The organism is Pedococcus cremeus, assembly GCF_900111375.1.
Taxonomy (GTDB): domain Bacteria; phylum Actinomycetota; class Actinomycetes; order Actinomycetales; family Dermatophilaceae; genus Pedococcus_A; species Pedococcus_A cremeus.
In genome coordinates this window covers 344,599-369,570 of the sequence record NZ_FOHB01000004.1, presented here as the reverse complement: position 1 = coordinate 369,570, position 24,972 = coordinate 344,599, and the positions used below count along the sequence as shown (strand labels likewise).

25 protein-coding genes and 1 pseudogene are annotated in these 24,972 nt (G+C 72.9%); 11 read left to right on the top strand and 15 right to left on the bottom strand.

Features of this window, described 5'->3' with window-relative positions:
* Nucleotides 1-63 precede the first annotated feature (63 nt).
* Nucleotides 64-450: a VOC family protein gene (locus BMW78_RS10255; RefSeq protein ID WP_091758916.1), complete on the top strand. Its 387-nt coding sequence runs from the start codon at nucleotides 64-66 to the stop codon at nucleotides 448-450.
* Between the two features lie 44 nt (nucleotides 451-494).
* Here BMW78_RS10255 and BMW78_RS10250 read toward each other — a convergent pair whose 3' ends face one another.
* Both BMW78_RS10250 and BMW78_RS10245 read right to left on the bottom strand, forming a co-directional pair.
* Nucleotides 495-890 (bottom strand): hypothetical protein, encoded by a 396-nt coding sequence (locus BMW78_RS10250; RefSeq protein ID WP_218144309.1) that lies wholly within the window; start codon nucleotides 888-890, stop codon nucleotides 495-497.
* 114 nt (nucleotides 891-1,004) lie between these two features.
* A complete protein-coding gene (locus tag BMW78_RS10245; RefSeq protein ID WP_091758912.1) occupies nucleotides 1,005-1,475 on the bottom strand; it encodes a hypothetical protein in 471 nt (156 codons plus the stop codon).
* A gap of 36 nt (nucleotides 1,476-1,511) precedes the next feature.
* Here BMW78_RS10245 and BMW78_RS10240 point away from each other — a divergent pair, with 36 nt between their 5' ends.
* Entirely contained in the window at nucleotides 1,512-2,021 is a 510-nt protein-coding gene (locus BMW78_RS10240; RefSeq protein WP_091758911.1) for a 2'-5' RNA ligase family protein, read from the top strand.
* Between the two features lie 16 nt (nucleotides 2,022-2,037).
* Here the strand turns inward: BMW78_RS10240 and BMW78_RS10235 are convergent, their stop codons facing one another.
* From BMW78_RS10235 to BMW78_RS10215, 5 genes are all read right to left on the bottom strand, one after another.
* On the bottom strand, nucleotides 2,038-4,083 hold the full coding sequence (locus tag BMW78_RS10235) for a vWA domain-containing protein (RefSeq protein WP_091758909.1): 2,046 nt from the start codon (nucleotides 4,081-4,083) through the stop codon (nucleotides 2,038-2,040).
* Between the two features lie 10 nt (nucleotides 4,084-4,093).
* Nucleotides 4,094-5,485: a magnesium chelatase ATPase subunit I gene (locus tag BMW78_RS10230; RefSeq protein WP_091758907.1), complete on the bottom strand. Its 1,392-nt coding sequence runs from the start codon at nucleotides 5,483-5,485 to the stop codon at nucleotides 4,094-4,096.
* 135 nt (nucleotides 5,486-5,620) lie between these two features.
* Entirely contained in the window at nucleotides 5,621-6,619 is a 999-nt protein-coding gene (locus tag BMW78_RS10225) for a hypothetical protein (protein ID WP_091758905.1), read from the bottom strand.
* A gap of 105 nt (nucleotides 6,620-6,724) precedes the next feature.
* Complete coding sequence (locus BMW78_RS10220) at nucleotides 6,725-7,708, bottom strand: LCP family protein (protein WP_091758903.1); 984 nt, start codon at nucleotides 7,706-7,708, stop codon at nucleotides 6,725-6,727.
* A gap of 107 nt (nucleotides 7,709-7,815) precedes the next feature.
* The gene (locus BMW78_RS10215) at nucleotides 7,816-8,289 is read right to left on the bottom strand and encodes a VOC family protein (RefSeq protein WP_091758901.1); all 474 of its coding nucleotides are present in this window, start codon (nucleotides 8,287-8,289) and stop codon (nucleotides 7,816-7,818) included.
* Nucleotides 8,290-8,446: 157 nt separating this feature from the next.
* Between BMW78_RS10215 and BMW78_RS10210 the strand changes: the two genes are divergently transcribed.
* A complete protein-coding gene (locus tag BMW78_RS10210) occupies nucleotides 8,447-9,493 on the top strand; it encodes a GNAT family N-acetyltransferase (protein ID WP_091758899.1) in 1,047 nt (348 codons plus the stop codon).
* On the top strand, nucleotides 9,493-10,362 hold the full coding sequence (locus BMW78_RS10205) for an SMP-30/gluconolactonase/LRE family protein (RefSeq protein ID WP_091758897.1): 870 nt from the start codon (nucleotides 9,493-9,495) through the stop codon (nucleotides 10,360-10,362). Before BMW78_RS10210 ends, BMW78_RS10205 begins: the two co-directional genes overlap by 1 nt.
* On the opposite strand, the gene BMW78_RS10200 is transcribed toward BMW78_RS10205, so the two are convergent.
* On the bottom strand, nucleotides 10,328-11,317 hold the full coding sequence (locus tag BMW78_RS10200) for a cation diffusion facilitator family transporter (RefSeq protein WP_091758895.1): 990 nt from the start codon (nucleotides 11,315-11,317) through the stop codon (nucleotides 10,328-10,330). The genes BMW78_RS10205 and BMW78_RS10200 overlap by 35 nt on opposite strands.
* A 61-nt stretch (nucleotides 11,318-11,378) precedes the next feature.
* Between BMW78_RS10200 and BMW78_RS10195 the strand changes: the two genes are divergently transcribed.
* From BMW78_RS10195 to BMW78_RS21190, 3 genes and pseudogenes are all read left to right on the top strand, one after another.
* Nucleotides 11,379-12,341, top strand: coding sequence for a hypothetical protein (locus BMW78_RS10195; protein ID WP_091758893.1), 963 nt, complete (start codon nucleotides 11,379-11,381; stop codon nucleotides 12,339-12,341).
* A 97-nt stretch (nucleotides 12,342-12,438) separates the two neighbouring features.
* Nucleotides 12,439-13,539 (top strand): lysylphosphatidylglycerol synthase transmembrane domain-containing protein, encoded by a 1,101-nt coding sequence (locus BMW78_RS10190; protein WP_091758891.1) that lies wholly within the window; start codon nucleotides 12,439-12,441, stop codon nucleotides 13,537-13,539.
* A gap of 110 nt (nucleotides 13,540-13,649) precedes the next feature.
* Nucleotides 13,650-14,627: pseudogene (locus BMW78_RS21190) on the top strand (lysylphosphatidylglycerol synthase domain-containing protein); the annotation flags it as partial.
* 72 nt (nucleotides 14,628-14,699) lie between these two features.
* Here BMW78_RS21190 and BMW78_RS20795 read toward each other — a convergent pair.
* From BMW78_RS20795 to BMW78_RS10155, 7 genes are all read right to left on the bottom strand, one after another.
* Nucleotides 14,700-14,966, bottom strand: coding sequence for a metal-sensitive transcriptional regulator (locus tag BMW78_RS20795; protein ID WP_160145230.1), 267 nt, complete (start codon nucleotides 14,964-14,966; stop codon nucleotides 14,700-14,702).
* Nucleotides 14,967-15,066: 100 nt separating this feature from the next.
* Nucleotides 15,067-15,429 (bottom strand): thioredoxin, encoded by a 363-nt coding sequence (gene trxA, locus BMW78_RS10180; protein WP_091758887.1) that lies wholly within the window; start codon nucleotides 15,427-15,429, stop codon nucleotides 15,067-15,069.
* Nucleotides 15,430-15,526: 97 nt separating this feature from the next.
* Nucleotides 15,527-16,105, bottom strand: coding sequence for a rhodanese-like domain-containing protein (locus BMW78_RS10175; RefSeq protein ID WP_091758885.1), 579 nt, complete (start codon nucleotides 16,103-16,105; stop codon nucleotides 15,527-15,529).
* 82 nt (nucleotides 16,106-16,187) lie between these two features.
* Entirely contained in the window at nucleotides 16,188-17,546 is a 1,359-nt protein-coding gene (locus BMW78_RS10170; protein WP_091758883.1) for an MBL fold metallo-hydrolase, read from the bottom strand.
* Nucleotides 17,547-17,621: 75 nt separating this feature from the next.
* On the bottom strand, nucleotides 17,622-17,942 hold the full coding sequence (locus BMW78_RS10165) for a rhodanese-like domain-containing protein (protein WP_091758881.1): 321 nt from the start codon (nucleotides 17,940-17,942) through the stop codon (nucleotides 17,622-17,624).
* Nucleotides 17,943-18,040: 98 nt separating this feature from the next.
* On the bottom strand, nucleotides 18,041-18,361 hold the full coding sequence (locus tag BMW78_RS10160) for a hypothetical protein (protein ID WP_143056208.1): 321 nt from the start codon (nucleotides 18,359-18,361) through the stop codon (nucleotides 18,041-18,043).
* A gap of 184 nt (nucleotides 18,362-18,545) precedes the next feature.
* Entirely contained in the window at nucleotides 18,546-19,820 is a 1,275-nt protein-coding gene (locus BMW78_RS10155) for an NAD(P)/FAD-dependent oxidoreductase (RefSeq protein ID WP_091759182.1), read from the bottom strand.
* A gap of 105 nt (nucleotides 19,821-19,925) precedes the next feature.
* On the opposite strand from BMW78_RS10155, the gene BMW78_RS10150 reads away from it, so the two are divergent.
* From BMW78_RS10150 to BMW78_RS10135, 4 genes are all read left to right on the top strand, one after another.
* Entirely contained in the window at nucleotides 19,926-21,464 is a 1,539-nt protein-coding gene (locus BMW78_RS10150) for a PucR family transcriptional regulator (RefSeq protein WP_091758877.1), read from the top strand.
* 129 nt (nucleotides 21,465-21,593) lie between these two features.
* Nucleotides 21,594-22,697 carry a LacI family DNA-binding transcriptional regulator gene (locus BMW78_RS10145; RefSeq protein WP_091758875.1) on the top strand — a complete coding sequence of 368 codons (1,104 nt, stop codon included), beginning with the start codon at nucleotides 21,594-21,596 and terminating at the stop codon, nucleotides 22,695-22,697.
* Between the two features lie 40 nt (nucleotides 22,698-22,737).
* Nucleotides 22,738-24,015, top strand: a complete 1,278-nt coding sequence (locus BMW78_RS10140; RefSeq protein ID WP_091758873.1) for a sugar ABC transporter substrate-binding protein — start codon at nucleotides 22,738-22,740, stop codon at nucleotides 24,013-24,015.
* Between the two features lie 4 nt (nucleotides 24,016-24,019).
* Nucleotides 24,020-24,967 carry a carbohydrate ABC transporter permease gene (locus tag BMW78_RS10135; protein ID WP_091758871.1) on the top strand — a complete coding sequence of 316 codons (948 nt, stop codon included), beginning with the start codon at nucleotides 24,020-24,022 and terminating at the stop codon, nucleotides 24,965-24,967.
* Nucleotides 24,968-24,972 lie beyond the last annotated feature (5 nt).

Sequence of the window (24,972 nt, the reverse complement as noted above, 5' to 3'; positions counted from 1 at the left end):
CGAAGGGCGCCTCGCGACGCCCGCGGCTACGCTGCCGGCCACCGTCATGGAGGGAGAACCCGTATGCCGTCACCGACGGGGATCGGCGCCGTCACGCTGTTCGTCGAGGACCTGACCACGTCAAAGGCCTTCTACGCCAAGGTTTTCGACCTGCCGGTGCACCATGAGGACGACAGCTCGGCGGTCTTCCGCTTCGGCGAGACGATGGTCAACCTGTTGAAGGTCGACTCCGCCGGGGAGCTCGTCGATCCCGCACCGGTGGGCTCACCGGACGGCGGGGTCCGCTGCCAGTACACGCTCGACGTCGCGGATGTCGACGCGACGTGCGAGCTGCTGCGCGAGCGCGGCGTCGAGCTGCTGAACGGCCCGATGGACCGGCCCTGGGGCATCCGCACCGCCAGCTTCCGCGACCCCGGCGGCCACGTCTGGGAGATCGCCCAGCCCGGCTGATTCGCGGCGCAGGCACCCGGTCGGAAGTTCGCCGCCCGCGCGGGTCAGTTGCCTGACGGTGCCTGACCCCTCGCCCCGCGCATGGCGTACGTCTGGCAGTCGGTCATCGAGTCCGCGCCGAACGACATCCCGGCCACGACGCTGCCCTTGCCCTGGCCGTCGGCGATGACGCCGAGCAGCCAGCACAGCTCCGGGTCGGCGCTCCCCGGTCCACCCGTTGTGTCGGTGTCCACGAAGGCGGTGTCGTTGGCGGCAGCGCGCAGCTCGGCGAGCTGACGCTCCTGCCGCCACGACATCCACCCGAGCACCACGAGGTTGAGGACGACCAGGCCCGCCGCGAACCCCCGCGTGAGTGGTGCCCCGAGGTAGCTCACGGCAGGCTCCAGAGGCGAAGGTGGCCCGTAGCCCGTACCGCCCGGGATCGTGCGGTCCTCACTCATGGTTCCCCCTAGGTTGTGGCCCGTCGGCCGGCGTGGCCCCTTGTCTAGCGGACCGTGCGCCGCTCGCGACGCCGAACGACCGAGTCCTGGCGAAAACGACCGCAGGTATGCCGGTCAGCCGGCTGCCGTGACCACGGCCAGGACCGCGGCCACGCAGGAGACCAGTGCGCCGGCGGTGCGCACCTGGTCGCCTCGCAGAAGCCGCTCGACGAGGGCCTGGTCGCGACCGCGCCCGAGGCGTCCGTGGAGGGGAGCCTCCACGAACGCTGTCGTCAGCATGGCGAGCAACGCCCCGACGATCGACACCCACACCCACAGGACGGTCCGTCCACCCGACCCCGCCGAACCGTTGCCGCCCAGCACCACCACGGCGACAGCCCACGCGCCGCAGACCACGAGCGTGCCGTAGACCAGCACCACGAGCGGCGTGATGGCCCGGCTGTGACGGCTGTGCGCCACACTCCATCCGGCGTCGTCGACCCGCGCCAGCGCCGGGTAGACCACCATGGTCACCGTCAGCTGGAAACCCAGGTGCAGGGCGCTGGCCACCGCGAGGGCGACGAGGGCAGCGTCGGAGCCGGTCATGCTGGGCAGGCTAGGGACCCACGGAAAGGAGCGCGCGTGCAGACGGTCGAGCTGCTCCTCGACGAGCTGGGCGACGCCGCGGTGCGAGGCGAGTGGCAGCGGCTCGCCGACGCCGGGCTGCCCAGCCAGGCCCTGCACACCGGCAGCACCAACGCGCCCCACATCACGCTTGCGGTGGCCCGTGCCATCCCGGAGGCGGAGGAGGCTGCCGTGGCGAACCTCTCGAAGGCACTGCCGCTGCCGGTCGAGCTCGGGGCGCTCGTGGTGTTCGGCAGCCGTCGTCTCGCGCTGGCCCGCCTGGTGCTCGCCCAGCCACCCTTGCTGTCCCTGCACGAGCAGACGGCAGCCGCCCTGCAGGACTGCCCCGGGGTGCCGCAGTACCTCGTGCCCGGCCGGTGGACCCCACACGTGACGCTCGCGCGGGGGCTCACGCCGTCCCAGGTGGCCGCCGCGCTGGAGACCCTGGGCCAGGTCGACGTCGTGTCCGGGGCGGTCACCGCGATGCGCCGCTGGGACAGCGACCAGCGCCAGGCATGGCTGCTTTGACGAAGCGGGCGTCGGGTCAGCGGCGGCCGCGGCGGGCCTTCAGGTAGTCGGCCACGACGTACTCGCCCAGCCGGTCCAGCGACGGGGTGAAGACCCGGCCACCCGCCCGACGCGCGACGGCGTCGACGAACCGGGCCAGGCCGGGGTCGTCACCGAGCATGAACACGTTGAGGGCCGCCCCGCTGCGGCGCAGCTCGTCGACCTGGGCGACGGTCGCCCGCACCGTCGCGGTGGTGGGCGGCCACATGAACTGCGGCTCGCCGTCCGGCCCCAGGTGGGCGGTCGGCTCGCCGTCGGTGACCACCAGCACCACCGGCTCGGCGTCCGGGTGCCGGCGCAGGTGGCGGCCGGCCAGCATGAGGGCGTGCTGCAGGTTGGTGCCCTGCACCCACTCGGGCTCGGCCTCGGCGAGCTGCACGGGGGTGAGCCGCCGGGCGGCGATGTTGAAGCCGATGATCTGCAGCGCGTCATGTCGGAAGCGCGTCTGCACCAGGTGCGACAGCGCCAGTGCGGTCTGCTTCATCGGGCCCCAACGGCCCTCCTGCAGCATCGAGAAGGACATGTCGACGCAGAGGGCGACCGCGGCCGTGGTGCGCCGCTCGGTCTCGACGACCTCGAAGTCCTCCACGAGCAGAGAAACGCCGCGCGTCCCCTCAGCCGGCCGGCCGCCAGGCCCCGCTTCTCCTGGGAGCCCGCCCAGCGGCATACCTGCGGAGGCGTTGCGACGCAACGCGTTCGACACGGTGCGCACCGGGTCGAGGGGCAGCTCGTCGCCGAACTCCCACGCCCGGCTCAGCCCGGTCGGCTCGTCGGCCTGACCGGGCTGCCGGTCGTCGTGGTCGCCGCGGCCGCTGGCGGAGAGGTGGTCGAAGACCCGCCGCAGGGCCGTCTCGCCGAGCCGGCGCACCGCCCGGGGCGTGAGGCGGAGCCCGTCGTCACCACGGGCGAGGTAGCCCTGCTTCTCCAGCTCGCGCTCGAGCTGCCGCAGCGCCTCGAAGTCGCGGGCCGCGGCGGCACCGAGCCGCTCCTCCAGCCGCTCCACGTCGACGTCGTCGAGGCTGGCTCCGGCGTAGCCCTGGGCCAGCTGGTCGGAGAGGGCCTCGAGGTCGGCGAGCTCGGCCACTGCCTCGACCGCCTCGCCGTAGCCGAGCGAGTCGCCGCCCTGCATGCGCACGGGGCTGGAGCGGTCGAGGCCGGGCCGCAGCGCTCGCAGGTTGTCCTGGAGCTGGGCCATCTCGGCGGCCAGGTCGGCGTCACCCATGGCGTCGGCGACGAGCTGGGCCAGCTGGTCACGCTGCTCGGGGCTGAGCGAGGCCATCATCCGCGCGGCCGCGGCCTGGCGGCGGGCCAGGGCGTCGATGAGCTCGTCGACATCCTTCGGCTGCTCGGGGAAGAGGTCGCCATGGCGGTCCATGAACTCGCGGAACCGGTCGGTGGTGTCCTCGCCGCGCGCGTGCGCGGCCAGCAGCGCGTTGAGGTCGGCGAGCATGTCCTTGACCGCCTGCATCGCCTCGGGGTCCTGCCCGGAGAGCGCCTGCTTGAGCCCCGCGAACTGGGCGTCGAGCACCTCGCGCCGCAGCATCTGCTGGATCTGGTCGTAGATGCCCTTGGCCTCGGGAGAGTGCCAGTCGTGGTCGGCGAGCGCCCGCACGGCGCCGGCGACATCGTCGGGCAGCGTCGCGAGGTCCATCTCGGCGAGCCGAGCGGCGTCGCCGTGCTCGGCGGCGAGGGCGTCGCGCTCGGCGGCCAGGGCCTGGTCGAGCATCGCCCGCACCTGGTCGAGGGTGCCGCCGAGGTCGCCGCGGCGACGGGCGGCCTCGCGCATGCGGCGGATCCGGTCGGCGAGCTGGTCGAGGCCGCCGCGGCCGTCCATGCCGCGCCGCATCAGCTCCTGCAGCGCCTCGCGGGCACTGCCGCCGGCCAGGACCTCGCGCCCCACCTCGTCGAGGGCGGCGCGCACGTCGTAGGGCGGGGCCAGGGGGTCGGGCCCACCGCGCCACGGCCCGTACCGGAACCGCCCGTGGTGGGCGGGGTCCGGGCGGCCGGGGGAGTGACCTTCCACCCGTCGACCCCTACGCCCCGTACACGGTGCGCCCGGCCACCGTGTCCTTGTCGATGCGGCGGGTCAGGTGCAGGCCCTCGAGCGCGAACTCCACGGCCGCAGCCACCTCGCCGGGTGAGGCGTCGTCGCCGTGGCCGAGCCGGTCGAGCACCTTCGACAGGCCCGGCACCGTGCCGATCTGCTGGAGCAGGTCGGCCGCGGGCACCAGCTCACCGGTCTCGACGACGGCGCCCTCGGCGAACAGGTCGGTGAACCCGGACAGGTCGAGGCCGACGAGCCGGTCGCGGAACGTCTCGGCCACCGCCACCCGCAGCAGGTGGTCGAGCACCTCGCGCTCGCGTCCCTCCTCACCCATCTCGAACTCGACCTTGCCGAGCAGGGTCGGCACCACGGTGGGCACGTCGCAGATGCGCGCCACGGCGTCCGTCTCGCGGGCGCGGGCCGACCGGCGCAGCGCCGACGCGGCCACGCTCTCGGCCCCGGCGATGGCGAAGCGCGCCGAGACCCCCGACCGCTGGTCGACCGCCGCCGACTCGCGCAGCCCGCGCGTGAAGCGCGCCACCACCTCGACGAGGTGCTCGGGCACCTCGGCCACCAGCTCCGCCTCCTGGGAGATCAGCGCCACCTCGTCGGAGACCTCGAACGGGTAGTGCGTGCGGATCTCCGCGCCGAAGCGGTCCTTCAGCGGTGTGATGATGCGACCGCGGTTCGTGTAGTCCTCGGGGTTGGCCGTCGCCACCAGCAGCAGGTCGAGCGGCAGCCGCAGCGAGTAGCCGCGGATCTGGATGTCGCGCTCCTCCAGCACGTTGAAGAGCGCCACCTGGATCCGCTCGGCGAGGTCGGGCAGCTCGTTGAGGCCGAAGACGCCTCGGTTGGAGCGCGGCACCAGGCCGTAGTGCACCGTCTCGGGGTCGCCGAGGGTGCGCCCCTGGGCGACCTTCACGGGGTCGACGTCACCGACCAGGTCGCCGACGCTGGTGTCCGGGGTGGCCAGCTTCTCGGCATACCGCTCGCTGCGGTGCCGCCACCGGACGGGGAGGTCGTCGCCGAGCTCCTCGCGCAGGCGGACGCAGCGCCCGCACACCGGCTCGAGCGGGTCGTCGTTGATCTCGCAGCCGTCCACCGCGGGGCTCCACTCGTCGAGCAGCCCGCCGATGGTGCGCATCAGGCGGGTCTTCCCCTGCCCGCGCTCGCCGAGCATGACGAGGTCGTGGCCGGCGAGCAGTGCGCTCTCGAGCTCGGGCAGCACCGTCTCGTCGAACCCGACGATGCCGGGAAAGGCGGTCTCGCCCGCGCGCAGCCGGGCCACCAGGTTGTCGCGGATCTCCTGCTTCACCGTGCGGCGCCGGTGGCCCTGCTCCAGCAGCGCGCCGAGGGTGGTCGACGAGGGTCGGGCGGTCATGGGGCCACGCTACGTCCGCTCCCGCGGGTCCACCAACGAACCCCGTCCACCAGATGACCCTTCGCGCCCACCACGCACCGGACCCCGCCTCCCAGCGGGAGACGGGGTCCGGTGACGGTATGCCGCGTGGCCGGCTCAGGCGCGGCGGGCCCGGCGGATCGCTGCTCCGCCGAGGGCCAGCAGCACGGCGCCGACCGCCGCCAGCGGGGCCGGGTCCGAACCGGTCATGGCCAGCCGGTCCGGCGTCGCGGGGGCGGGGTCGGCCGCCGGGATGGCGGAGCGGGCCGGGGTGGTCACGGTGCCCGGTGCCTTCGTCGGGCCGGTCGGCAGGGTGGGCTGCACGACGGCCGGCAGGATGGTGAAGTCGGCGAACCCGAGGGCCGTCGGCATCATGTCCTCGAGCGCGCGAGCGGTGAGGGGCTTCTCGGCCGCGAGCAGTCGCGCCCCCTTGCGGGCCCCCTGGAGCTGGGACATCGGCTGGCTGTCGTCGCCGCAGACGATGACAGCCACAGCGGGACCAGGCTCGGGCTCGACGCCGTCGTTGCCGGTGATGCCCACCTTCTCGGAGACCCGCCCGTTCGGGCCGGGCACGACCTCCTTGATGACGAAGGCGTCGTCGGCGTCCTCGTTGCCGGCGAGGACGGCGGCGAGGGTGCTCCCCTCGGGGCAGGTGGCCGAGACCGTGATGGTTCCTCCGACCGCGACCCGCTGCGGCGTGACGCCGACCTCGATCTCGTCGAACGGGAAGTCGGGCAGGTCGATGGTGAAGGGGGCGCTCGTGGCCTCACCCAGGGGCTTCTCGGTGCCGTAGCTCAGGCAGTTCACCGTCGCGGTGGCCGTCCCGGGGTCGGCCTCCCACAGGTCGACCGAGGTGGCCCACGTCCCCGTCTTGGCGACATCGGTGGTGCCGAAGGCGACGACGTCGCTGCCCTGCTTGACCGTGACGACCGCCGTGCCGCTGCCGTTTGGGCAGGTGCCCGACACCTTCAGGCCCTCGAAGAGGTCCACCGGGCTCGAGCCGACGGTGATGGTCGCCGGAGAGGGTGCGGCGTGGGCGGGCGCGGCGACGGCGCCGAGGCCGGCAACGGCGAGGAAGGTGGCCAGCGACGTGGTGCGTGCGCGGGTGGAGAGCATGGGTGTTCCTCCGTGTTGTCCCCAGATGTTCGCGCGGACGCTATCGGGCGGATTGTGGCGAACTTGACCCTCCGGTTCGGTGGCGCCGAGAAGTGCCCGAAAGGACTAGCGGTGTCGGCGGCAGGTGCTCGTCCGGAACGGCTCGAGCGCCGCCGCGGTCTGCGCGGTCGGGAAGGCCACGGGGACGGTGGTGCGGGTGAGCCGCACCGGCACGGTGCGCACCCGGCCGTGCCCCACGGCATACCGGAGGTCGAGTGCCAGCTGGGTGAGCCCGCGGAGCTCGAGCCGTGTGTCGCGCCGGGTCTGTGGTCCGACCGTCCAGGCGGCGGCCTGCAGCCGAGCCGGGCTGCGCAGGCCGCGCGTCGCCTGCCCGATCACGTCGGCCGCGTGGGTGGTGCGGGTGCGGTCGAAGTCCTTCGGCCGCCACCACTTCCCGCCGACCTGCACCCGCGCGTTCCGGGAGCGGACCCAGGCGAGCGCCTCGTGCCCGTCGAGCCGGTGGGTGCCCCCGCGCTTGAGGTAAAGGCCTGCGTGCCGGTCGAAGGTGGGGCCCTCGGTGCGCACGGTCACCCCGCCCGCCGCGTCGACGAGGTCGACCAGGCCGGTGAAGTCGAGCACCGCGACGTGGTCCACGCCGATGCCGAGGTCGTCGCAGAGGCTGTCGACCATGGCCTGCGGCCCGCGCTGCAGGGCCATGCCGAAGCGGTGCGGGGTGGCGCTGCCGGCGCCGACGAACAGGTCGCGGGGGATCGAGAGCAGTTCCGGCTCGCCCTTGGCAGGACTGCGCAGCACCATCACGAGGTCGGCGCGCTCGCCGTCCGCCTGGGCGGCGTCCTTGTAGCGCTTCGCGTCCTCACCGGTCAGCCGCCCCCGCGAGTCAGACGCCAGGAGCAGGTATGCCGTGCCGTCGACCGATCCGGGCGCCTTCACGTCCACCGTCGGCGAGCGGTGCAGCAGCACCGTGGTGTCGGCTGCCACGACCGCGACCAGGAGCCCGACGACCGCGAGGGCCGCGACAGCCGCCCGGTGCAGACGTCGCCGCCACGCGGGTGGCGCCGCGTCGCCGGCATCGTGGTCGGGTGTGGACACGCGGAGCAGTGTCCCTCACGGACCGGCACAACCGGTGCCGGGCTGTCACCATGCGTGTCACGTCCACCATGCGTGTCACGTCGAGCTGAGGTGGCCGCAGGGGTCGGTCAGCCACCTTCGGCGGCGCGCTCGACCTCGGCGACGTCGATCCTGCCCATCTTCAGCATGGCCGCGGTGGCGCGGGTGGCGCGGCCGGGGTCCGGGTCGGTCAGCAGCTCGATGAGCCGACGCGGCACCACCTGCCACGACAGGCCGAAGCGGTCCTTGAGCCAGCCGCACTGGCTCTCCTCCCCGCCCTTCGAGAGCGCGTACCAGTAGTGGTCGGCCTCCTCCTGGTCGGCGCAGTCGATCCGGAACGAGATGGCCTCGTCGAAGGTGAACTCCGGGCCGCCGTTCAGGGCGAAGTACGGCTGGCCGTCGAGCTGGAACTCGACGGCCATCACTTCGCCCGCCGGTCGTGGCCCGGCCTCGCCGTAGCGGCTGGTGGTGGTGATCGTCGAGTTGGGGAAGATCGAGCAGTAGAACTGCGCGGCGTCCTCGGCCTGGGTGTCGAACCACAGGCAGGGTGTCGTTGTCGGCATCGGTGCGCTCCTTCGCGTTCGTCGGCGGGCTCAGAGTTGGCCGGCTGGCACTTCGGCGGGCTCCCCTCCAGTGAAGGCCCGCACCCGTACCGACGTCCGGGAGTCGGCGAAATCATCGCCCCCGGCGCCGACCGCTCGAGACTGGGAGACTGGGCCGGTGACCGAGACGAGCCCTCTCCCGACCGTGCCACACCTCCCCGCCGGCTGGACACCTCGAACCCCGGCCCTGGCCGACCACGGTGCCCTGGTCGACCTCGTGGCCGCCCACCAGCGGTCGGTGCGCGGGTCGAGCTCCGTCGACCCGGAGGCGGTCGCCTCGGCCGCCACCGGCACCGCCTCCTGGACGAGGCGCCAGGTGCTGGCCGAGGACGCCTCGGGCCGGGTCGGCGCCTGGGCGAGCGTCCACGACCGCGCGGCCGGGCGCAGCGTCGTCGAGGTCGTGGTCGCGCCCGAAGAGGCCGCCGCCGACGCGCTCGCCGCCGACCTCTTCCGCTGGGCGGCGACGACCGCCCTGGAGGTCGCCGAGCAGCGCGGGCTGCCCGGCACCCAGCTCGACTCGGGCGCCTACGCCACCGACGAGCGTCAGCGTGGCTGGCTGGCCGACGCGGGCTACCGGCAGACCCGCACCTGGCTGCAGATGAGCCGTCCGGTCGACGCGTCCGAGGGGGAGCCGGGGGCGCTGCCGCCGGCGCGCGAGGGCGTGACCGTGCGCCGGGTGGCCGCACACGACGACGGGCTGCCCGTGGCCGCCGACCTGCAGACGGTGCACCGCATGCTGGAGGAGTCGTTCGCCGACCACTTCAACTCCTACCGCGAGAGCTTTCCCGAGTTCGTCCAGCGGCTGCGTGAGGACCCCGGCCACCGGTGGGACCACTGGTGGATCGCCACCATCGACGTCGACGGCGAGCAGGTGCCCGGTGGTGCGCTGGTCGGCTCCGTGCTCTCGCCCGACGAGAACGGCGTCGAGGGCAGCTACATCGACTACATCGGCGTCCACCGGCGCTCCCGCGGTCGCGGCGTGGCGAAGGCGCTGCTGCACACCGTGATCGCCGACGCGGCGCGGCGCGGGCGCAACCGCGTCGGCCTCGAGGTCGACGCCGACTCCCCGACCGGCGCCGACGGCCTCTACCGCTCGATGGGCTGGGTGACGAAGTACGAGACGGAGTCGTGGCACCGCGACGTGACCGTGGAGGCGGGAGCCTGATGCCCCGCGCGGAGCAGCGCACCGATCCTGTCGCGCACCACGGCGAGGGCCCCGTCTGGTGGGAGCCGTGGGGCGGCCTGCGCTTCGTCGACATGCTGGCCGGTGACGTGCTCCTCCTCGCCGATGACGGCGGCGTCACGCGCACCCACGTCGGCACGGTCGCGGCGGCCCTGCGCCCCCGCACCCGTGGCGGTGCCGTGGTCGCCACCGAGCGCGCCTTCGCGCTCGCCGAGAAGGACGACTTCTCCGACCTGCGCGTCCTGCCCGACGTCTGGGGAGACCCGGGCATCCGCTTCAACGACGGGGCCTGCGACCCCGACGGCCGGTTCTGGTGCGGCACCATGGCCTACGACGAGACACCCGGCGCCGGCACGATGTACCGCCTCGAGGCGTCGGAACCGTATGCCGCTGGGCGGGTCTGGGGCGACGTCACCATCAGCAACGGGCTGGGCTTCAGCCCCGACGGCACCCACGCCTACTACAACGACACCCCGACCCGCGCGGTCAGCCGGCTCGACTGGGTCGACGGCGAGCTGCGGAACCGACGCGACTTCGTCAGCCTGCGCGACGAGCCCGCCTCGGCGGGGAGTCCCGACGGCCTCTGTGTCGACGCCGAGGGCGGGGTGTGGGTCGCCCTGTTCGGCGGGTCCGCGGTGCGGCACTACACCGCCGACGGCACGCTCGCCGAGGTGGTGGAGCTGCCGGTCAGCCAGGTGACGGCGTGCACGTTCGGCGGGGAGGGGCTCCGCGAGCTGTTCATCACCACGTCGGCCGAGAACCTCGACCGCGCGCAGGAGCCACTGGCGGGTGCGCTGTTCTCCTTCACCCCCGGGGTCAGCGGTCTGCCGACGCTCCCGTTCGCGGGGTGAGGGTCGGCTCCTCCGGAGTCGCGAGGGTGATGAGGGCCTCGAGCACCCGGTCGTCCTGCTCGAGGCGCGCCTCGATCCGGCGCAGCGAGTGGGCCACGGTGGCCTCCGGCAGGTCGCCTTCGAGGTCGACCCGCGCGAAGAGCACCAGCTGGCGCGGCCCGACGAACTCCAGCCGCAGGTAGGTCACCCGGGCGACCTCGGGCAGCGCGGTGACGCGGGCGAGCATGCCCTGACGCAGCTGCTCGTCGCTGGACTGACCGGTGAGGAAGCGCCGGTTGCGCTCGATCAGCACGACGGCGATGACGATCAGGAGCAGCCCGACGAGGATCGAGCCCGCGGCGTCCCACACCGCCGAGCCGGTCAGCTGGTGCAGGGCGATGCCGAGCGCGGCGATCACCAGCCCGGCCAGGGCGGCGGCGTCCTCGGCGAGCACGGCGCGCAGGGTCGGGTCGGAGCTGCGCAGCGCGTGGTCGAAGACGTCGCGGTCGAGCGCCTGGCTCTCGGCGTGGGTCTGCCGGAACGCCTGGGCGAACGAGATGCTCTCGAAGATGAACGCGACGCCCAGCACGGCATACGCCACCAGGGGGCTCTCCACCTCGCCCTTGTGGCTCAGCTCGGTGATGCCGTGCCAGACCGAAACCGCGCCGCCGGCGACGAACAGGCCCATGGCCGCGAACATCGACCAGACGTAGGCCTCCTTGCCGTAGCCGAGGGGCCGCGCCTCGTCCGGGGGCCGCTGCGACTTCTTCTGTGCCACGAGGAGGAAGACCTGGTTGCCCGTGTCGGCCCAGCTGTGCGCGGCTTCGGCCAGCATCGAGGCCGACCCGGTCAGGAGGGCGGCCACGCTCTTGGCCACCGCCACCGCGGCGTTGGCGGCGAAGGCGATGATGACGGTCACGGTGCTCTCGCCCCCGCCTCCGCCCTTCTTGTCGTCCTGCTTCGTCTCCGCGGTCACGGCGTTCTGTCTACTCCTGCTGCGCCGGGCCCGCGCGTCCACCCGTCCCTAGCATGAGGGCGTGGTGCCTCCCGACGACTCCGGTGCCGCGGCCCTCGCGGCCGCGCTGGCGCAGCTGTATGCCGTGGCGCCGGACGAGTTCGTCACCACCAGGACGCGCCTGGTCCAGGAGGCGAAGGCCGCAAAGGACACGGCTCTCGCCAAGGAGCTCGGCCGGGCGCGCCGCCCCACCGTGGCCGCCTGGGCGGTCAACGCCGTGGTGCGCGAGCACCCCGAGCACGCCCAACGCCTGCAGGTGCTCGGGCAACGGATGCGGGCTGCCCAGGCCCAGCTCGACGCAGCAGCGATGACCGAGCTCCGGTCGGAACGGGACCAGCTCCTCGGCACGTGGGCCGACGACGCCGACGCGGCCGGGAGGCGGGCCGGTCGTCCGTTGACCTCCGCTGTCGGTGAGGAGGTGCGCGCCACGCTGATCGCGGCCCTCGCCGAGGAGGAGGCGATGCAGGCGGTGCTCTCGGGGCACCTGACGCGGGCGCTGCGCTACTCGGGCTTCGGGGAGGTGGACCTGTCGGAGGCGGTGGTCCGCACCTCGTCCGGCGCGGTGCTCAGCGTCGTGCCCGCTGCCGCCCAGGACGAGCCGGCCGCCGAGGCCGGGGCACCCGAGGCGAAGCCGGGCCGGAAGGGCACCGAACGGCATACCTCTCCCCGCACCGCGGCCGAGGACGAGGCGGCTGCTGCCCGCGAGGCCGCCGACCGTGAGCGGGTGGACGCCGCCCGGGAGGCCCACGCGGCGGCGGTCGAGGCGGCCACGGAGGCTGGCCTCGCCCTGGACCAGGCCCGCGACCGGGCCGACGAGACGCGGTGGCGGGTGGAGGAGCTCGAGGGCCAGCTCAAGCAGGCCCGCGCCGAGCACCGCGCCGCCGAGCAGGCCGCCACGGAGGCAGCCCGCGCACGGCGCTCGGCCGAGGTGGAGGTGGCCCGGGCCGACAAGGCCCTGCGCGACGCCCGCGCCCGCCCCGACTGACCTGCCACGACTGACCTGCCACGACTGACGCGCCGACTGGGCGGAACGGGCCGAAGGGCCCACCCCCACCAGCCCGTGGAGGCGTGAGACTGCGGTTATGGCCCCCGGTCCGGCTGTGCGTCCGGCAGCCCGTGATGCGCCGCACGGGCCGGTCGCCGAGCACCGGGACTGGTGGCGGGTGGTGGAGGTCATCGCCTCGATCGCCCTCGGCGCGGCCCTGCTCATCTGGGGGCTGCCCCTGGTGGCGGGCGAGGACTGGTCGGCGATCGGGTCCGTCTTCTCAGAGCTCAGCCCTTGGCAGGTCGTGGTGCTGGGGCTCGTGTGGCAGTTCGGCCTGTGGATCCACACCATCGCGCTGTGCGCCGCCCTGCCCGGGCTGAGCAGCCCGCGGGCGTGGTTCCTGAACCAGACGGGCAGCGCCGTCTCCAACATCCTGCCCCTCGGTGGTGCGGCGGGCACGGTCCTGAACTACTCCACCGCCCGGGTGTGGGGGTTCAGCACGTCGGCGTTCCTCCGCTGGGCGGTCGCCACGAACATCTGGGACACGCTCGGCAAGCTCATCGTGCCCGCCCTCGCCGTGCTGTGGCTGGTGGCGGCCGACGCGACCTCGCCGGACGCCCTCGTGAGCGCGGCCGTGGCCGGGGTCGTGACCCTGGGGCTGCTCGTCGCGCTCACCTGGTTCATGCTCCACCGCGACGTCGGCATGAAGGTCATCGGCCGCCTCCTCGACACGCTCGTGCGCTCGCTGCACCTGCGCCGCCTGCGCGAGGAGCACTTCGCCGACGACGCGGTCGGGTTCCGGCGCGACCTCGCCGACCTCGTCGCCCACGCCTGGGGTCGCCTGACGGTCGGCAAGGCGGCGTACGCCGCGAGCCAGGCGTTCCTGCTCTGGCTGTGCGTCACCTGGCTCGGCGGCGACGCCTCGCCCCCGGTCGTGTTCGCGGCCTTCGCCGCCGAGCGGGTGCTGTCACTGGCCGTGATCACCCCGGGCGCCACCGGGGTCGTGGAGATCGGCATGACCGGCACGCTGGTGTGGTTCGGTGTCGACCCGGCCATCGCCGCGGCGAGCGTCCTGCTCTACCGCGCCTTCATCATCGGCCTCGAGATCCCCTTCGGTGGCACCGCCCTGCTGTGGTGGCTCATCCGCACCCGCCGCAGCCGGCGCCGGGCCAAGGCGTCGACCGCGCCCGCACCCTGAGCCACCCGAGACCCTGAGCCCACACCCGAGACCCTGAGGCCCTACCCAACCCTGAGGCGCCCCTGAGGAACCTGAGGCCCGACCCCGGGTCGATCTAGGTATGAGCCCCGATGTCGAGGGGGCTCCGCGTCCGCAGACTCGAAGGCATGCACACCGCTGCGCCGCCCCTGAGCCGGTTCGTCAAGGGCGTCCTGTCACTGGGGGTCGCTGCCGCCGCCCTGGTGTGGGCGCTGCCCCGGGCGGGTGGGGTCGGCTGGCAGGAGATCGGCACAGCGGTGGCCGCCCTCGGCCCGTGGCAGCTCATCCTCCTCGCGGTGGTCTGGCTCGCCGGCCTGTGGGTGCACACGCTCGCCCTGACGGCCGCCATGCCCGGCCTGAGCAGCGCCCGGGCGCTGTTCCTCAACCTCACCGGCAGCTCGGTGTCGAACCTGCTGCCCTTCGGGGGTGCCGCCGGCACGGTCGCGAACTGGACCATGAGCCGCTCGTGGGGCTTCAGCTCCGTGTCGTTCGCCCGCTGGGCCCTGCTCACCAACGTCTGGGACACGCTGGCCAAGCTCGTGCTGCCCGGAGTGGCCCTGTGCTGGCTCGCGTTCGCGGGCATCGACGGAGGGGGCGTGCTGTCGCAGGCGGCCCTCGTGGGCGGCGGACTGCTCCTGCTCGCCGTGCTGGGCGTGCGGGGACTCATGGCGGGTGACCGCGGTGCCCGCGCCCTCGGTGGCGTCGCCGACCGGGTCGTGCGGGCGCTCGGCCGGCCGCTGCCCCAAAGCGGTGGGTATGCCGCGTGGGCCGTTCGGGTGCGGCGCGACAGTGCCGACCTCCTCACCACGGCGTGGGGTCGGCTCACCGTGGGCAAGATCGCCTACGCGCTCTTCCAGGCACTGCTGCTCTGGCTCTGCCTGGCCCTCATCGGCACGGCGCCGGGGCTGCCGGTCGTCTTCGCGGCCTTCGCCGTCGAGCGGATCCTCTCGATGGCGGTCGTCACGCCCGGTGCGACGGGTTTGGTGGAGGTCGGCATGACGGGGCTGCTGGTGGCGCTGGGAGCCGAGCCGGTCACGTCGGCCGCGGGAGTGGTGGTCTACCGCGCCATCACCGTCGGGCTGGAGATCCCGGTGGGCGGGGCCGGCCTGCTCTGGTGGTGGGCGACCCGGCGACCGGGCCGCTCAGGCCAGCGACAGGAAGAGGCGGCGGAGCTCGTCGATGTCGAGCGTCCGCTCCGCGTCGGGGGCCGCCAGGCACTCGCGCATGTTGAGGGCGATGACGTCGAAGCCGGCTCGTCCGAGCGCCCGGTGCACGGCCGAGAGCTGGGTGACGACGTCGGCGCAGTCGCGGCCCTCCTCGATCATCCGCACCACGCCGCCGAGCTGGCCCTGGGCACGCTTGAGCCGGTTCAGCACTGAGTGCATCTCGGCGGTGGTGGCCGTCTCCATGCGGACCTCCTCGGGTCGCGTCGGGTGGGGGAGGTGGAGGGTTGTGCGGCGCGGCCCGGTGGGAGGGGGATCCGCGGGCCACGCCGCACGTCTGGGGGTGTCAGCTCGCCTGGGCGGCGACCTGCTTGCGCACCTCGTCCATGTCGAGGGCGCTGACCTGGCTGATCACGTCCTCGAGCGCCGCGGCGGGCAGGGCGCCGGGCTGGGCGAAGACGAGGATGCCGTCACGGAAGGCCATCAGCGTGGGGATGGAGGAGATCTGCAGGGCACCGGCGAGCTCGGGCTCGGCCTCGGTGTCGACCTTGGCGAAGACGATGTCCTCGTGGTTCTCCGACGCCTTCTCGAAGACGGGAGCGAACATGCGGCACGGGCCGCACCAGGCCGCCCAGAAGTCGACGAGCACGATGCTTTCGTCCTGGACGGTGTTCATGAAGGTGTCCTTGGTGAGGGCACGGGTGGCCATGGCTGGCGTCCTTTCAGGTCGGTGGTGCGCCGGAGCGCTTCGCCTGCGTCAACAGGATACCCCTTGGGGTATATTCCCGACCAGTGTTCCGGTCAGGTCAGTCCTCGAGCTCGCGCAGCACCGACTGCAGGTCGCAGCTGGCGTCGCGGTTGTAGGGCAGCTTCGACAGCAGCTGGCCCATGAGGCAGGAGTCGGTCAGCGCGGCACCCACCAGTCCGGCACCGATCGCACCGGCCACCCACTTGGCGGGCGGGAAGACGACGCTCGTGACGACACCGGTTGCCACGATGCCGCCGGCCACCAGGCGCACCTGGCGCTCCAGCGCCCACTTCTCGGCACCCCGACGCAGCGGGGCACCGGCCTTCTCCCACGCCAGGACCCCGCCGTCGAGGACGTGCAGGTTCGGCAGCCCGGCCGCCGCGAGCAGCGACTCGGCCTGTCCCGCCCGGTTGCCCGAACGGCATACCAGCACGACGTCGTCCTCGAGGTGGCGACGCAGCTCCTCGCGGTGCTCCTTGAGCAGGTCGAGCGGGACGTTGTAGGAGCCGGGGATGTGGGCGGTGCCGAACTCGGCCGGGGTCCGCACGTCGAGCAGGCGCGGTGAGTCGGCACTGTCCAGCCACTCGCGCAGGGTCGCGACGTCGAGGCGGGCGGGCATGGTGGAGACGGTGGTCATGGGTTCCTTTCGGTATGCCGTGGGCGCGGCGCCCGGGGGAACGGCGCCGCGCCCACGACCAATGGGGGGTGGGGTCGGAAGGTCAGGCGGCCTTGACGATCGGAAGGCCGGACTCCTCGGCGTGCTCGCCGTAGGAGTCGTCGACGGCCACGACGCGGTGGCCGTTCGCGGCCAGGATGCTCGCCACGATCGAGGCCCGGTAGCCGCCGGCGCAGTGCACCCAGACCTCACCGGCCGGGACCTCGTCGAGGCGCTGGAGGATCTCGTGGATCGGCACGTTGACCGCGCCCTCGATGTGCGACTCCTCGAACTCCTGGCCGCGGCGCACGTCGAGCACCTGCACCGGCCGGTGGTGGCGCACCTGGGAGAGGTCGGCGAAGGTGGCGCGCTCGAAGGAGCCGAGCGGCTCGTCGGTCCACTCCTCCGGCTTGCCCGTGGCGGCAGCCGCGGGGTGGTCGATGCCGATGCGCACCATCTCGCGTTGGGCCTCGGCGACCTGCTCGGCGTTCTCGCCCAGCAGCGTCACCGGGGTGCCCCACGGGATGAGCCAGCCCAGGTAGGTGGCGAACTGGCCGTCGATGCCGAAGTTCAGGGTGCCCGGTGCGTGGCCCGCGGCGAAGGCGGTGCGGGTGCGCAGGTCGACCAGCCACTCGCCGGCCTCGAGGCGCTTGAGCAGCTCCTCCTTGTCGGCGAGCTCCGGGGCGTCCAGGTCGGCGCCCGACGGGCCCGAGGCGTTGGCCGGCCCCATGTGCACGTAGTAGGCGGGGTAGGCGTCGAGGCCGGCGACGATCTCTGCGACGTAGGCCTCCTCGTCCTTGGTGAGGGCGGGGTTGCTCCTGCGCTCCTGGCCGATCGTCGACGACGTGGACTCCGACTGGGTGGCGGAGCAGAAGGAGCCGAAGCCGTGCGTCGGCATGACCTGGGTCTCGTCGGCGAGCTGGTCGGCCAGCTTGTGCGCGGAGGCGTGCTGGTGCCGGGCCAGGGCGTCGGTGTGCTCCGGCCCGAGCAGGTCGGGGCGGCCGGTGGAGCCGAACAGCAGCGAGCCGCCGGAGAACACCGCCGGGGTCTCGCCCTCGAGCACGTAGGACAGGTGGGTGAAGGTGTGGCCGGGGGTGTGCACCACCCGCACGCGCAGGGCGTCGCTCACCTCGACGACGTCGCCGTCGCGCACCGGGTCGTGCTCGAAGGAGACCTCGTCGTCGGCGTTGACGTGGTAGGCCGCCCCGGTCTCCTTGGCCAGCGCGAGGCCGCCGGTGACGTAGTCGTTGTGGATGTGCGTCTCGAAGACGTGCGTGATCCGCACGCCACAGCTCGCGGCGAGGTCGGTCATCCGGTCGGTGTCGCGCTGCGGGTCGACCACGAAGGCGACCTCGCCGTCGTGGACGAGGTAGCTGCGGTCACCCAGCGAGGGCGTCTCGACGGGGAGGATGGTCACGGCCATGAAGGGGTTCCTTTCCGGGGAACGTCGGGATGGAAGGCGTTGGGGCAGAAGCGAGTCGGGGAGGTCTGGGGGCTGTCAGCGCGGGTCGCGGCCGGTCACCAGCGGCCGGCCGGAGCGGGCCCACGCGTCGGTGCCACCTGCCACGTTGACCGCGTCGACGCCGGCACGCTCCAGGAACGTGGTCATCGAGGCGCTGCGGTTGCCGCTGCGGCAGATCACGTGGACCTGACGGTCGCACGGCACCTCGGCGACGCGGTTGGCCAGCTGCGACATGGGGATCAGGACGGCGCCCGGCACGTGTCCCTGCACGTACTCCAGGCCTTCACGCACATCGAGGACGAAGGCGGCGTCGTCCTCCTGGGCGGCGGCGAACTGCTCGATGGTGATCTCGCGCATGACTCTCCAAGATCGGTTGTCCGAGGGCTGTCGTCGACAACAGTACATACCCCCATGGGTATTTCCAACCGGAGGTGGAGGGGAGTGCGCCCGCCCGCTCAGCCGTGCGGCAGGTGCCGCTGCTCGGCGTCGTGCTGCTGGGCGTCGAGGAACGCCTGCAGCGCGTCGCGCCCGCCCTGGTGGTAGGCGCGAACGGCGGGGCTGGGGGAGGCCGAGAGGCTGTTGGCCCGGTGGGTCCAGAGCGCCAGCGCCTCGTGCAGCGCGGTGAAGGCCTCCACGGGGCCGGCTGTCGCCACGATGCGCATGGCCTCGGCCAGGGCTGCGGCCTCGCCCTCGTGGTAGCTCACCGGGTTGCGAAGCACCCCCTTGCGACGCGAACGACGGACGTCATGGGGGCCGGAGCGCTGCTCCGTTGGCACCATTTCACGCTACGCCCGCCCGGAACCGACGGCGGCCAGGTGTGACCCACCAGACTCCGCCCGGGGCGACCTCGGTCACCACCTGGCCAGGGGTGTGCCGCGCGGACCGAGGGGTCGGAACGCCGCCGCCCCGCACACCGGGGGTTGGCGTGCGGGGCGGCGGACGTTCAGGCCGGCGGGAGGCTCAGCGCATCGGGTCGAAGGGGGCGAGCTGCGGGATGCGCCTGCCCGTCACCATCTGCTCGGCGAGCAGCCGGCCGGTGACCGGCCCGAGGGTGATGCCCCACATGCCGTGTCCGCCGGCGGCGAACACCCGGCTGGAGCGGGTGGCGCCGATGAGCGGCAGGCCGTCGGCGGTGCAGGGGCGCGAGCCGACCCACTCGTCCTGGCGGTTGTCGAGGTCGGCGCCCCGCAGCAGCGGGCGGGCCGCGTCGGTGATCGCCCGGATGCGGCGCTGGTCGAGGGCGGCCTCGGGCTTGCGGAACTCCATCATCCCCGCCACGCGAAGGCGGTCGCCGATCGGCGTGCAGGCCACCCGCTGGGCCGGGAAGTAGACCGGGCCGTCGGGCACGTGGTCGACGGCGACGCTGAAGCTGTAACCGCGACCGGCCTGCACGACGCGCCGCACGCCGAACCGGCGGGCGAGCCTGCCGAGCCATGCGCCGGTGGCCAGCACGACCGAGTCGAACGACTCGCGGCTGCCCTCGGCGGTGACGACGTCGACACCGGTGCCGGTCTCGACCAGGTCGACGACGGTGGCGCCGCTGAGGACCTTGCCGCCACGGTCGCGCACCGAGTCGGCGAGCGCGTGCACGTAGGCCCCGGGGTTGATGAACCGCTGGTCGCGCAGGCGGATCGCCGCACCGATCTCGTCGGAGAGCGACGGCTCGATGGCGCGGGCCTCCTCGCCGGTGAGCACGTCGAACTCGATCGACTGCCCGGCCGAGTGGATGTGCTCGATCTCCTCGAGGAGGGTGCGGCGCTCGTCGGCGGTGCGGTAGGCCGCGAGGAAGGACTGCGTCTCGTGGGTCGGCGCCTGCACGCCGCCGTCGCGCAGCAGGTCGAAGCTCTCCAGCGACAGGTCGTTGACCGGCACGAGCGAGCCCATGGCCGTCTTCCAGGCCTTCATCGTGCTGTGGCGGGTGAAGCCGGCGACGAAGCGGAGGAAGTCGGGGTTGGCGCTCGGCGGCACGTAGACCGGCGAGGAGGGGCTCAGCACGGCGCGCAGCCCGTACTTCAGCACGGCCGGCTCGGGCAGCGGCGTGGCGATGCCCGGCGTGAGCCAGCCGGCGTTGCCCCACGACGAGCCGGCGGCCACGCCCTCGCGGTCGAGCACGGTCACCTCGACTCCGTGCTCCTGGAGGAACCAGGCGGTGGACAGGCCCACCATGCCGGCGCCGACGACGGCGACGCGGCGGGGGGCGGGGAGACCGGATGCGGTGACGGGTGCGGCAGCCATGCCCTCCATCGTGAAGCCGGCTCGTGCGGAAGCCACTGTGCTGGGGCGACAGACAATGCGGGTCTGGTTGTGCCCGGGGAACAACCTCCATGCGACCATGGTCCCGTGATCAGTGTCGCCGACCTCGCCGCCTCCCTCGGCGGCGGCCTCCTGAGCCTCGCGGTCGACGTGCCCGGGGCGGAGGTGGACGACCTCACCCTCGCCGAGCCCGGCCAGGGGGTCGTCGGCCAGCGGGGCGACCTCGTGCTCGGGGTGGGGGTCGACCGGGTCGAGGCGGCGGCCGACCTGCTGCGCGCCGCCGCCGATGCCGGCGCCGGCGGCCTGGTGCTGCGGCGGGCGCTGGCCCGGCGGCGCACGCTGCGCGACCTCGCCCAGCGCCGTCGCCTGCCGCTGCTCGAGCTGGCCGACCACGCCTCCTGGGCCCACACCGTCTGGCTCCTGCGCGGCGTCCTCGACCGCGCCGCCAGCGCCGTCGGGCCCGGCCGGGCCGAGGCCCCGGTGCACGACGACCTCTTCGCGCTCGCCGACGCCATCGCCGCCGTCGTCGACGCCCCGGTCACCATCGAGGACCCGCACTCGCGGGTGCTCGCCTACTCCTCCCGGCAGGACGTCACCGACCCGGCGCGGGTGTCGACCATCGTCGGCCGGCGGGTGCCGGAGGAGGTCCTCGCCAGCCTGCGCGCCCGTGGGGTCTTCCGCCGCCTGGCTCGGTCCTCCGAACCCGTCTTCGTGCCGGCCGACCCCAGCGGCACGCTGCCGCGCCTGGTGGTCCCGGTGCGGGCCGGCGGCGAGTGGCTCGGCTCGGTGTGGGCCCTGGTCGAGGAGCGCCCGCCCGCCGAGGTGGTGAGCGAGGTGACCCGCACGGCGTCGTTGGTCGCGCTGCACCTGCTGCGGCTGCGCGCCCAGGCCGACCTCGGCCGGAGGCTGACGGCCGACCGACTGCGTGTGGCGCTGAGCGGCACCTCCTCCGGCGCCGACGACTGGCTGCCGGAGGGGCCGTGGCGCGTCGTCTGCCTCGGTGGTCCCGCCGACGCCTCGCCCGAGAACGTCCTCGACCTGTGGGAGTCGGTGTGCCGCCGCCACTCCTGGCACCAGCCGCTGCTCGCGACGCTCGACGGCCGCGTGTATGCCGTGCTCCGCGCCGACGGTGCCGTGCCCGGCACCTGGGTGTGGCTGCGGACGGTCGTGGAGGAGGCGGCGAGCGAGGGCCTGGGGCTCACGGCGGCAGCCGGCCACGCGGCATACAGCGCCGGTGAGCTCGCCCGGGCCCGGGCAGAGGCGGCGGAGGCGGAGCGCTCGCGCGGCCGCCTGCCGGTCGCCGGCATCGAGGAGCTCTGGGCCGCGGTGACGGTGGAGCGGGCGGCGGCGGCGCTGCGCGAGGGAGCCCTGCTGGGTCCGGTCGAGGCGCTGCGGCGCCACGACGCCGAGCGCGGCACCGGTTACCTGGCCACACTCGCGGCCTGGCTGGACCACCCGGGCGAGCCTGCGCTGGCGGCCCGTTTGCTGCACGTGCACCCCAACACCCTCCGCTACCGGATGGGGCGCATCACGGCCCTCCCCGAGCTCGAGGGCACCGACCTCAGCGACCCCGAGACCCGGCTGGCCCTGCGGCTCCAGCTGGCGGTGCTGGCCACCTCGCACTAGCACGTCCGTCACGCCTGCGGGGGCGGATCCGGGAAAAAAGTGCGCCACAAGGGGTTGCGTCACCCGGACAGAAGTGGGCACACTCGACAACCAGCACTTGTAAGCGCTTTCAAGGATGATGGCGAGGGCATGGCAAAAGACCGGCAGCGTGACCCCGGAGCGACGATCTACTCCGTCGCCGAGCTCGCCGGCGTCTCCATCGCCTCGGTCTCCCGGGTGATGCAGGGCTCCGGGGGGGTGTCGGACAAGACCCGGCAGAAGGTGCTGGCCGCCGCGAAGGAGCTCAACTACGTGCCCCTCGGCGCGGCGCGGAGCCTGGCGGTCCGCCACCACGAGGCGCACGGACTGGTGCTTCCCGAGCTCGCCGGCCCCTACTACTCCGAGCTGCTCATCGGCTTCGAGACCCGAGCCGCCGAGCTCGGCCAGAGCGTGGTGCTGCTGCTCGCCGACGGCAAGCGAGACGTCGCCCGCGACGTGCGCCGCCTGGCCACGCGGGTCGACGGCCTGGTCATGCTCGGCTCGCTCTGCGTCACCGACATGGTGGCCCAGGGGCTGCACGGCAAGAAGCCCGTCCTCGTCATCGCCGGCCACCCGCAGCCCGGGATCGAGGCGATAGGCGCCGAGAACCACCAGGGCGCCAGGGAGCTGACGGCGCACCTGCTCGGTCACGGCCGCCGCAGGCTGCTGTTCGTGGGCGATCCTGCCAGTGCGCCGGACGTCGCCGATCGCTATGAGGGTTTCGTGGCCGCTCACGAGGGGGAGCCCACGCCCGACCCGGTGCGGATTCCGTTCCGCGAGGCGGACGGCGCGTCGTTCGCCGACCGCGTGCTCGGGGGCGACGTCGAGGCAGATGCGTTCGTGTGCGCGAACGACGAGCTCGCCCTGTCGATCATGAGCCGGTTGCAGGACGGTGGCGTGCGCGTGCCCGAGGACGTGGCTGTTGTCGGCTGGGACGACGTCATGGCCGCCCGCTACGTCCGTCCGGGCCTGACCACGGTGCGCCAGCCGGTCAAGGAGCTGGGCAGGCTCGCCGCCGACAGGCTCCACGAGCGCATCGCCGGCGCGCCCGCGCGCGAAGGACTGGAGATCCTCCCGACCCAGCTCGTGCTGCGGGGCTCCTGCGGGTGCGCTGCAGCGCCGGACGCAAAGCCGGCCACCGCTAGCGCGAAACCCTCCGGCCGGACGACCGGAAGGCCCGTCAGGAAAGCCTCGTCCAAGAGGACAACCGCCTAGAGCACCACCTTCACCGCCCTCGCAAGGAAAGAGAACCCGCATGAAACGCACCTCCGCCATCGTCGTCGTCACGCTGACGACCACAGCCCTCGCCCTCTCCTCCTGCGGGCGTGACAGCGGCGCCGCCACCGCCGCCACGCAGGGCAAGACCGTCAGCGACGGAAAGGCGACCGGCTCCATCACGGTGTGGGCCATGGGAGCCGAGGGCGAGAAGCTGCCCGAGCTCGCCAAGGAGTTCGAGGCTGCCAACCCGGGGGTCAAGGTCAACGTCACTGCCATCCCCTGGGATGCAGCCCACGACAAGTTCACGACGGCCATCACCGCCAACCAGACACCGGACGTCGCGATGGTCGGCACCACCTGGATGGGCGAGTTCGCCGGCCTGGGGGCGCTCGACGCGACACCGCCGGCGATCAAGAAGGACGCCTACTTCCCGGGGGCGTGGGGCACGACCGAGGTCGGCGGCACCTCCTACGGTGTCCCGTGGTACGTCGAGACCCGGCTGGTCTACTACCGCACCGACCTCGCCGAGAAGGCGGGCATCACCTCACCGCCCACCGACTGGGCGGGCCTGAAGTCGATGGCCAAGGCGATGCAGGACAAGGCCGGCGCCAAGTGGGGGATCGGCCTCCAGGCGGGCGGCACCGGCTCCTGGCAGTCGGTCATGCCGTTCGCGTGGTCCAACGGCGCCGAGCTCACCAAGGACGGCGGCAAGGCCTACAACTTCAACACCCCCGAGATGCTGGAGGCCGTGAAGTACTACCAGAGCTACTTCACCGACGGCATCTCGGACAAGGCGGCTCCGGCCACGCCGACCACCGAGCCGGACTTCGTCAGCGGCAAGGTCCCGATGTTCATCTCCGGCCCCTGGGAGATGTCGGCGGTCGAGAAGGTCGGCGGCGCCGGATTCAAGGACAAGTACGGCGTCATGAAGATGCCGGTCAAGAAGACGTCCTCGTCGTTCGTCGGCGGCTCTGACCTCGCCGTCTTCAAGAACACCAAGAACCGCGACAGCGCCTGGAAGTTCGTCGAGTGGCTCTCCAAGCCCGACGTCCAGGTCAAGTGGTACAAGCTCTCCACCGACCTTCCCTCGGTGAAGTCCGCCTGGGACGACCCGGCGCTGCAGCAGGACAAGAAGCTGGCCGAGTTCGGCAAGCAGCTCGAGACCGCCAAGGCACCGCCGTCCTTCCCGACGTGGGAGCAGGTCATCACGTCCTTCGACACCGAGATGGAGAAGGTCACCAAGACGGGCGCCGACCCGGCTGCTGCGCTGAAGACGGTGCAGAGCCAGGCCGAGTCCATCGGAACCGGCCAGTAGAGCCATGACCGCCACGACCACCCGGCGCGCCGCGTCCCAGGGTGCTGAACCACCGCCCCGCAGGCCGGCCCGCAAGTCCGGCCTGCGGGAGGGGCGGGCAGCATGGCTCCTCGCCCTGCCGTTCAGCCTGTTGTTCCTGACCTTCACGCTGTGGCCAGTGGTCCAGTCGCTCTTCATGAGCTTCACGGACACCCGGTCCCGTGACCTGCGGACGCCGTTCGCGGTGGCCTTCGTCGGCCTGGACAACTTCACGCGTGCCTTCGGTGACGCCAAGTTCCTGACGTCCGCGGGCAACACGGCCTACTTCGTGCTGGTGGGGGTGCCCCTCACCCTCACGATGGCGCTGGCCGCGGCTCTCGCGCTCGACAAGGGCATCACGAAGTTCCGCTCGGTCTTCCGGTTGGGGTTCTACACCCCGGTCATCACCTCGATCGTGGCGGTCGCGGTGGTGTGGCGCTTCCTGCTCCAGCCCGACTACGGCCTGTTCAACACGGTGCTCGGCTGGTTCGGCATCGACGGACCCAACTGGCTGGGCGACCCGAACTGGTCCATGCCGGCCCTCATCATGCTGGCCTCCTGGCGCAACTTCGGCACGGGGATGATCATCTTCCTCGCCGGTCTGCAGAGCGTCCCGTGGTCACTGCACGAGGCAGCGGCGATCGACGGCGCCAACGCGCTTCAGCGGTTCCGGCACATCACGCTTCCCCTGCTGCGGCCCACGTTGCTCTTCGTCTCGGTGACAACCGCGATCGGCTACCTGCAGTTCTTCGAGGAGCCCTTCGTCATGACCCGTGGCGGTCCGCTCGACAGCACTCTCTCGATGTCCATGTACACGTACCAGCAGTTCGGGTTCGGCAACTACGGCTATGCCGCGGCGATGAGCTACATCATCTTCGTCGTCATCGCGGTGGTCACTGCCCTCCAGTTCCGGCTGCTGCGCGAGAACACCTGAGGATC

Bases quoted from the DNA above. Each gene is read 5' to 3' on its own strand.
- BMW78_RS10255 (WP_091758916.1), top strand. From the start codon at position 64: ATGCCGTCACCGACGGGGATCGGCGCCGTCACGCTGTTCGTCGAGGAC.
- BMW78_RS10250 (WP_218144309.1), bottom strand. From the start codon at position 890: ATGAGTGAGGACCGCACGATCCCGGGCGGTACGGGCTACGGGCCACCT.
- BMW78_RS10245 (WP_091758912.1), bottom strand. From the start codon at position 1,475: ATGACCGGCTCCGACGCTGCCCTCGTCGCCCTCGCGGTGGCCAGCGCC.
- BMW78_RS10230 (WP_091758907.1), bottom strand. From the start codon at position 5,485: ATGACCGCCCGACCCTCGTCGACCACCCTCGGCGCGCTGCTGGAGCAG.
- BMW78_RS10225 (WP_091758905.1), bottom strand. From the start codon at position 6,619: ATGCTCTCCACCCGCGCACGCACCACGTCGCTGGCCACCTTCCTCGCC.
- BMW78_RS10215 (WP_091758901.1), bottom strand. From the start codon at position 8,289: ATGCCGACAACGACACCCTGCCTGTGGTTCGACACCCAGGCCGAGGAC.
- BMW78_RS10205 (WP_091758897.1), top strand. From the start codon at position 9,493: ATGCCCCGCGCGGAGCAGCGCACCGATCCTGTCGCGCACCACGGCGAG.
- BMW78_RS10190 (WP_091758891.1), top strand. From the start codon at position 12,439: ATGGCCCCCGGTCCGGCTGTGCGTCCGGCAGCCCGTGATGCGCCGCAC.
- BMW78_RS20795 (WP_160145230.1), bottom strand. From the start codon at position 14,966: ATGGAGACGGCCACCACCGCCGAGATGCACTCAGTGCTGAACCGGCTC.
- trxA (WP_091758887.1), bottom strand. From the start codon at position 15,429: ATGGCCACCCGTGCCCTCACCAAGGACACCTTCATGAACACCGTCCAG.
- BMW78_RS10175 (WP_091758885.1), bottom strand. From the start codon at position 16,105: ATGACCACCGTCTCCACCATGCCCGCCCGCCTCGACGTCGCGACCCTG.
- BMW78_RS10170 (WP_091758883.1), bottom strand. From the start codon at position 17,546: ATGGCCGTGACCATCCTCCCCGTCGAGACGCCCTCGCTGGGTGACCGC.
- BMW78_RS10165 (WP_091758881.1), bottom strand. From the start codon at position 17,942: ATGCGCGAGATCACCATCGAGCAGTTCGCCGCCGCCCAGGAGGACGAC.
- BMW78_RS10155 (WP_091759182.1), bottom strand. From the start codon at position 19,820: ATGGCTGCCGCACCCGTCACCGCATCCGGTCTCCCCGCCCCCCGCCGC.
- BMW78_RS10145 (WP_091758875.1), top strand. From the start codon at position 21,594: ATGGCAAAAGACCGGCAGCGTGACCCCGGAGCGACGATCTACTCCGTC.
- BMW78_RS10140 (WP_091758873.1), top strand. From the start codon at position 22,738: ATGAAACGCACCTCCGCCATCGTCGTCGTCACGCTGACGACCACAGCC.
- BMW78_RS10135 (WP_091758871.1), top strand. From the start codon at position 24,020: ATGACCGCCACGACCACCCGGCGCGCCGCGTCCCAGGGTGCTGAACCA.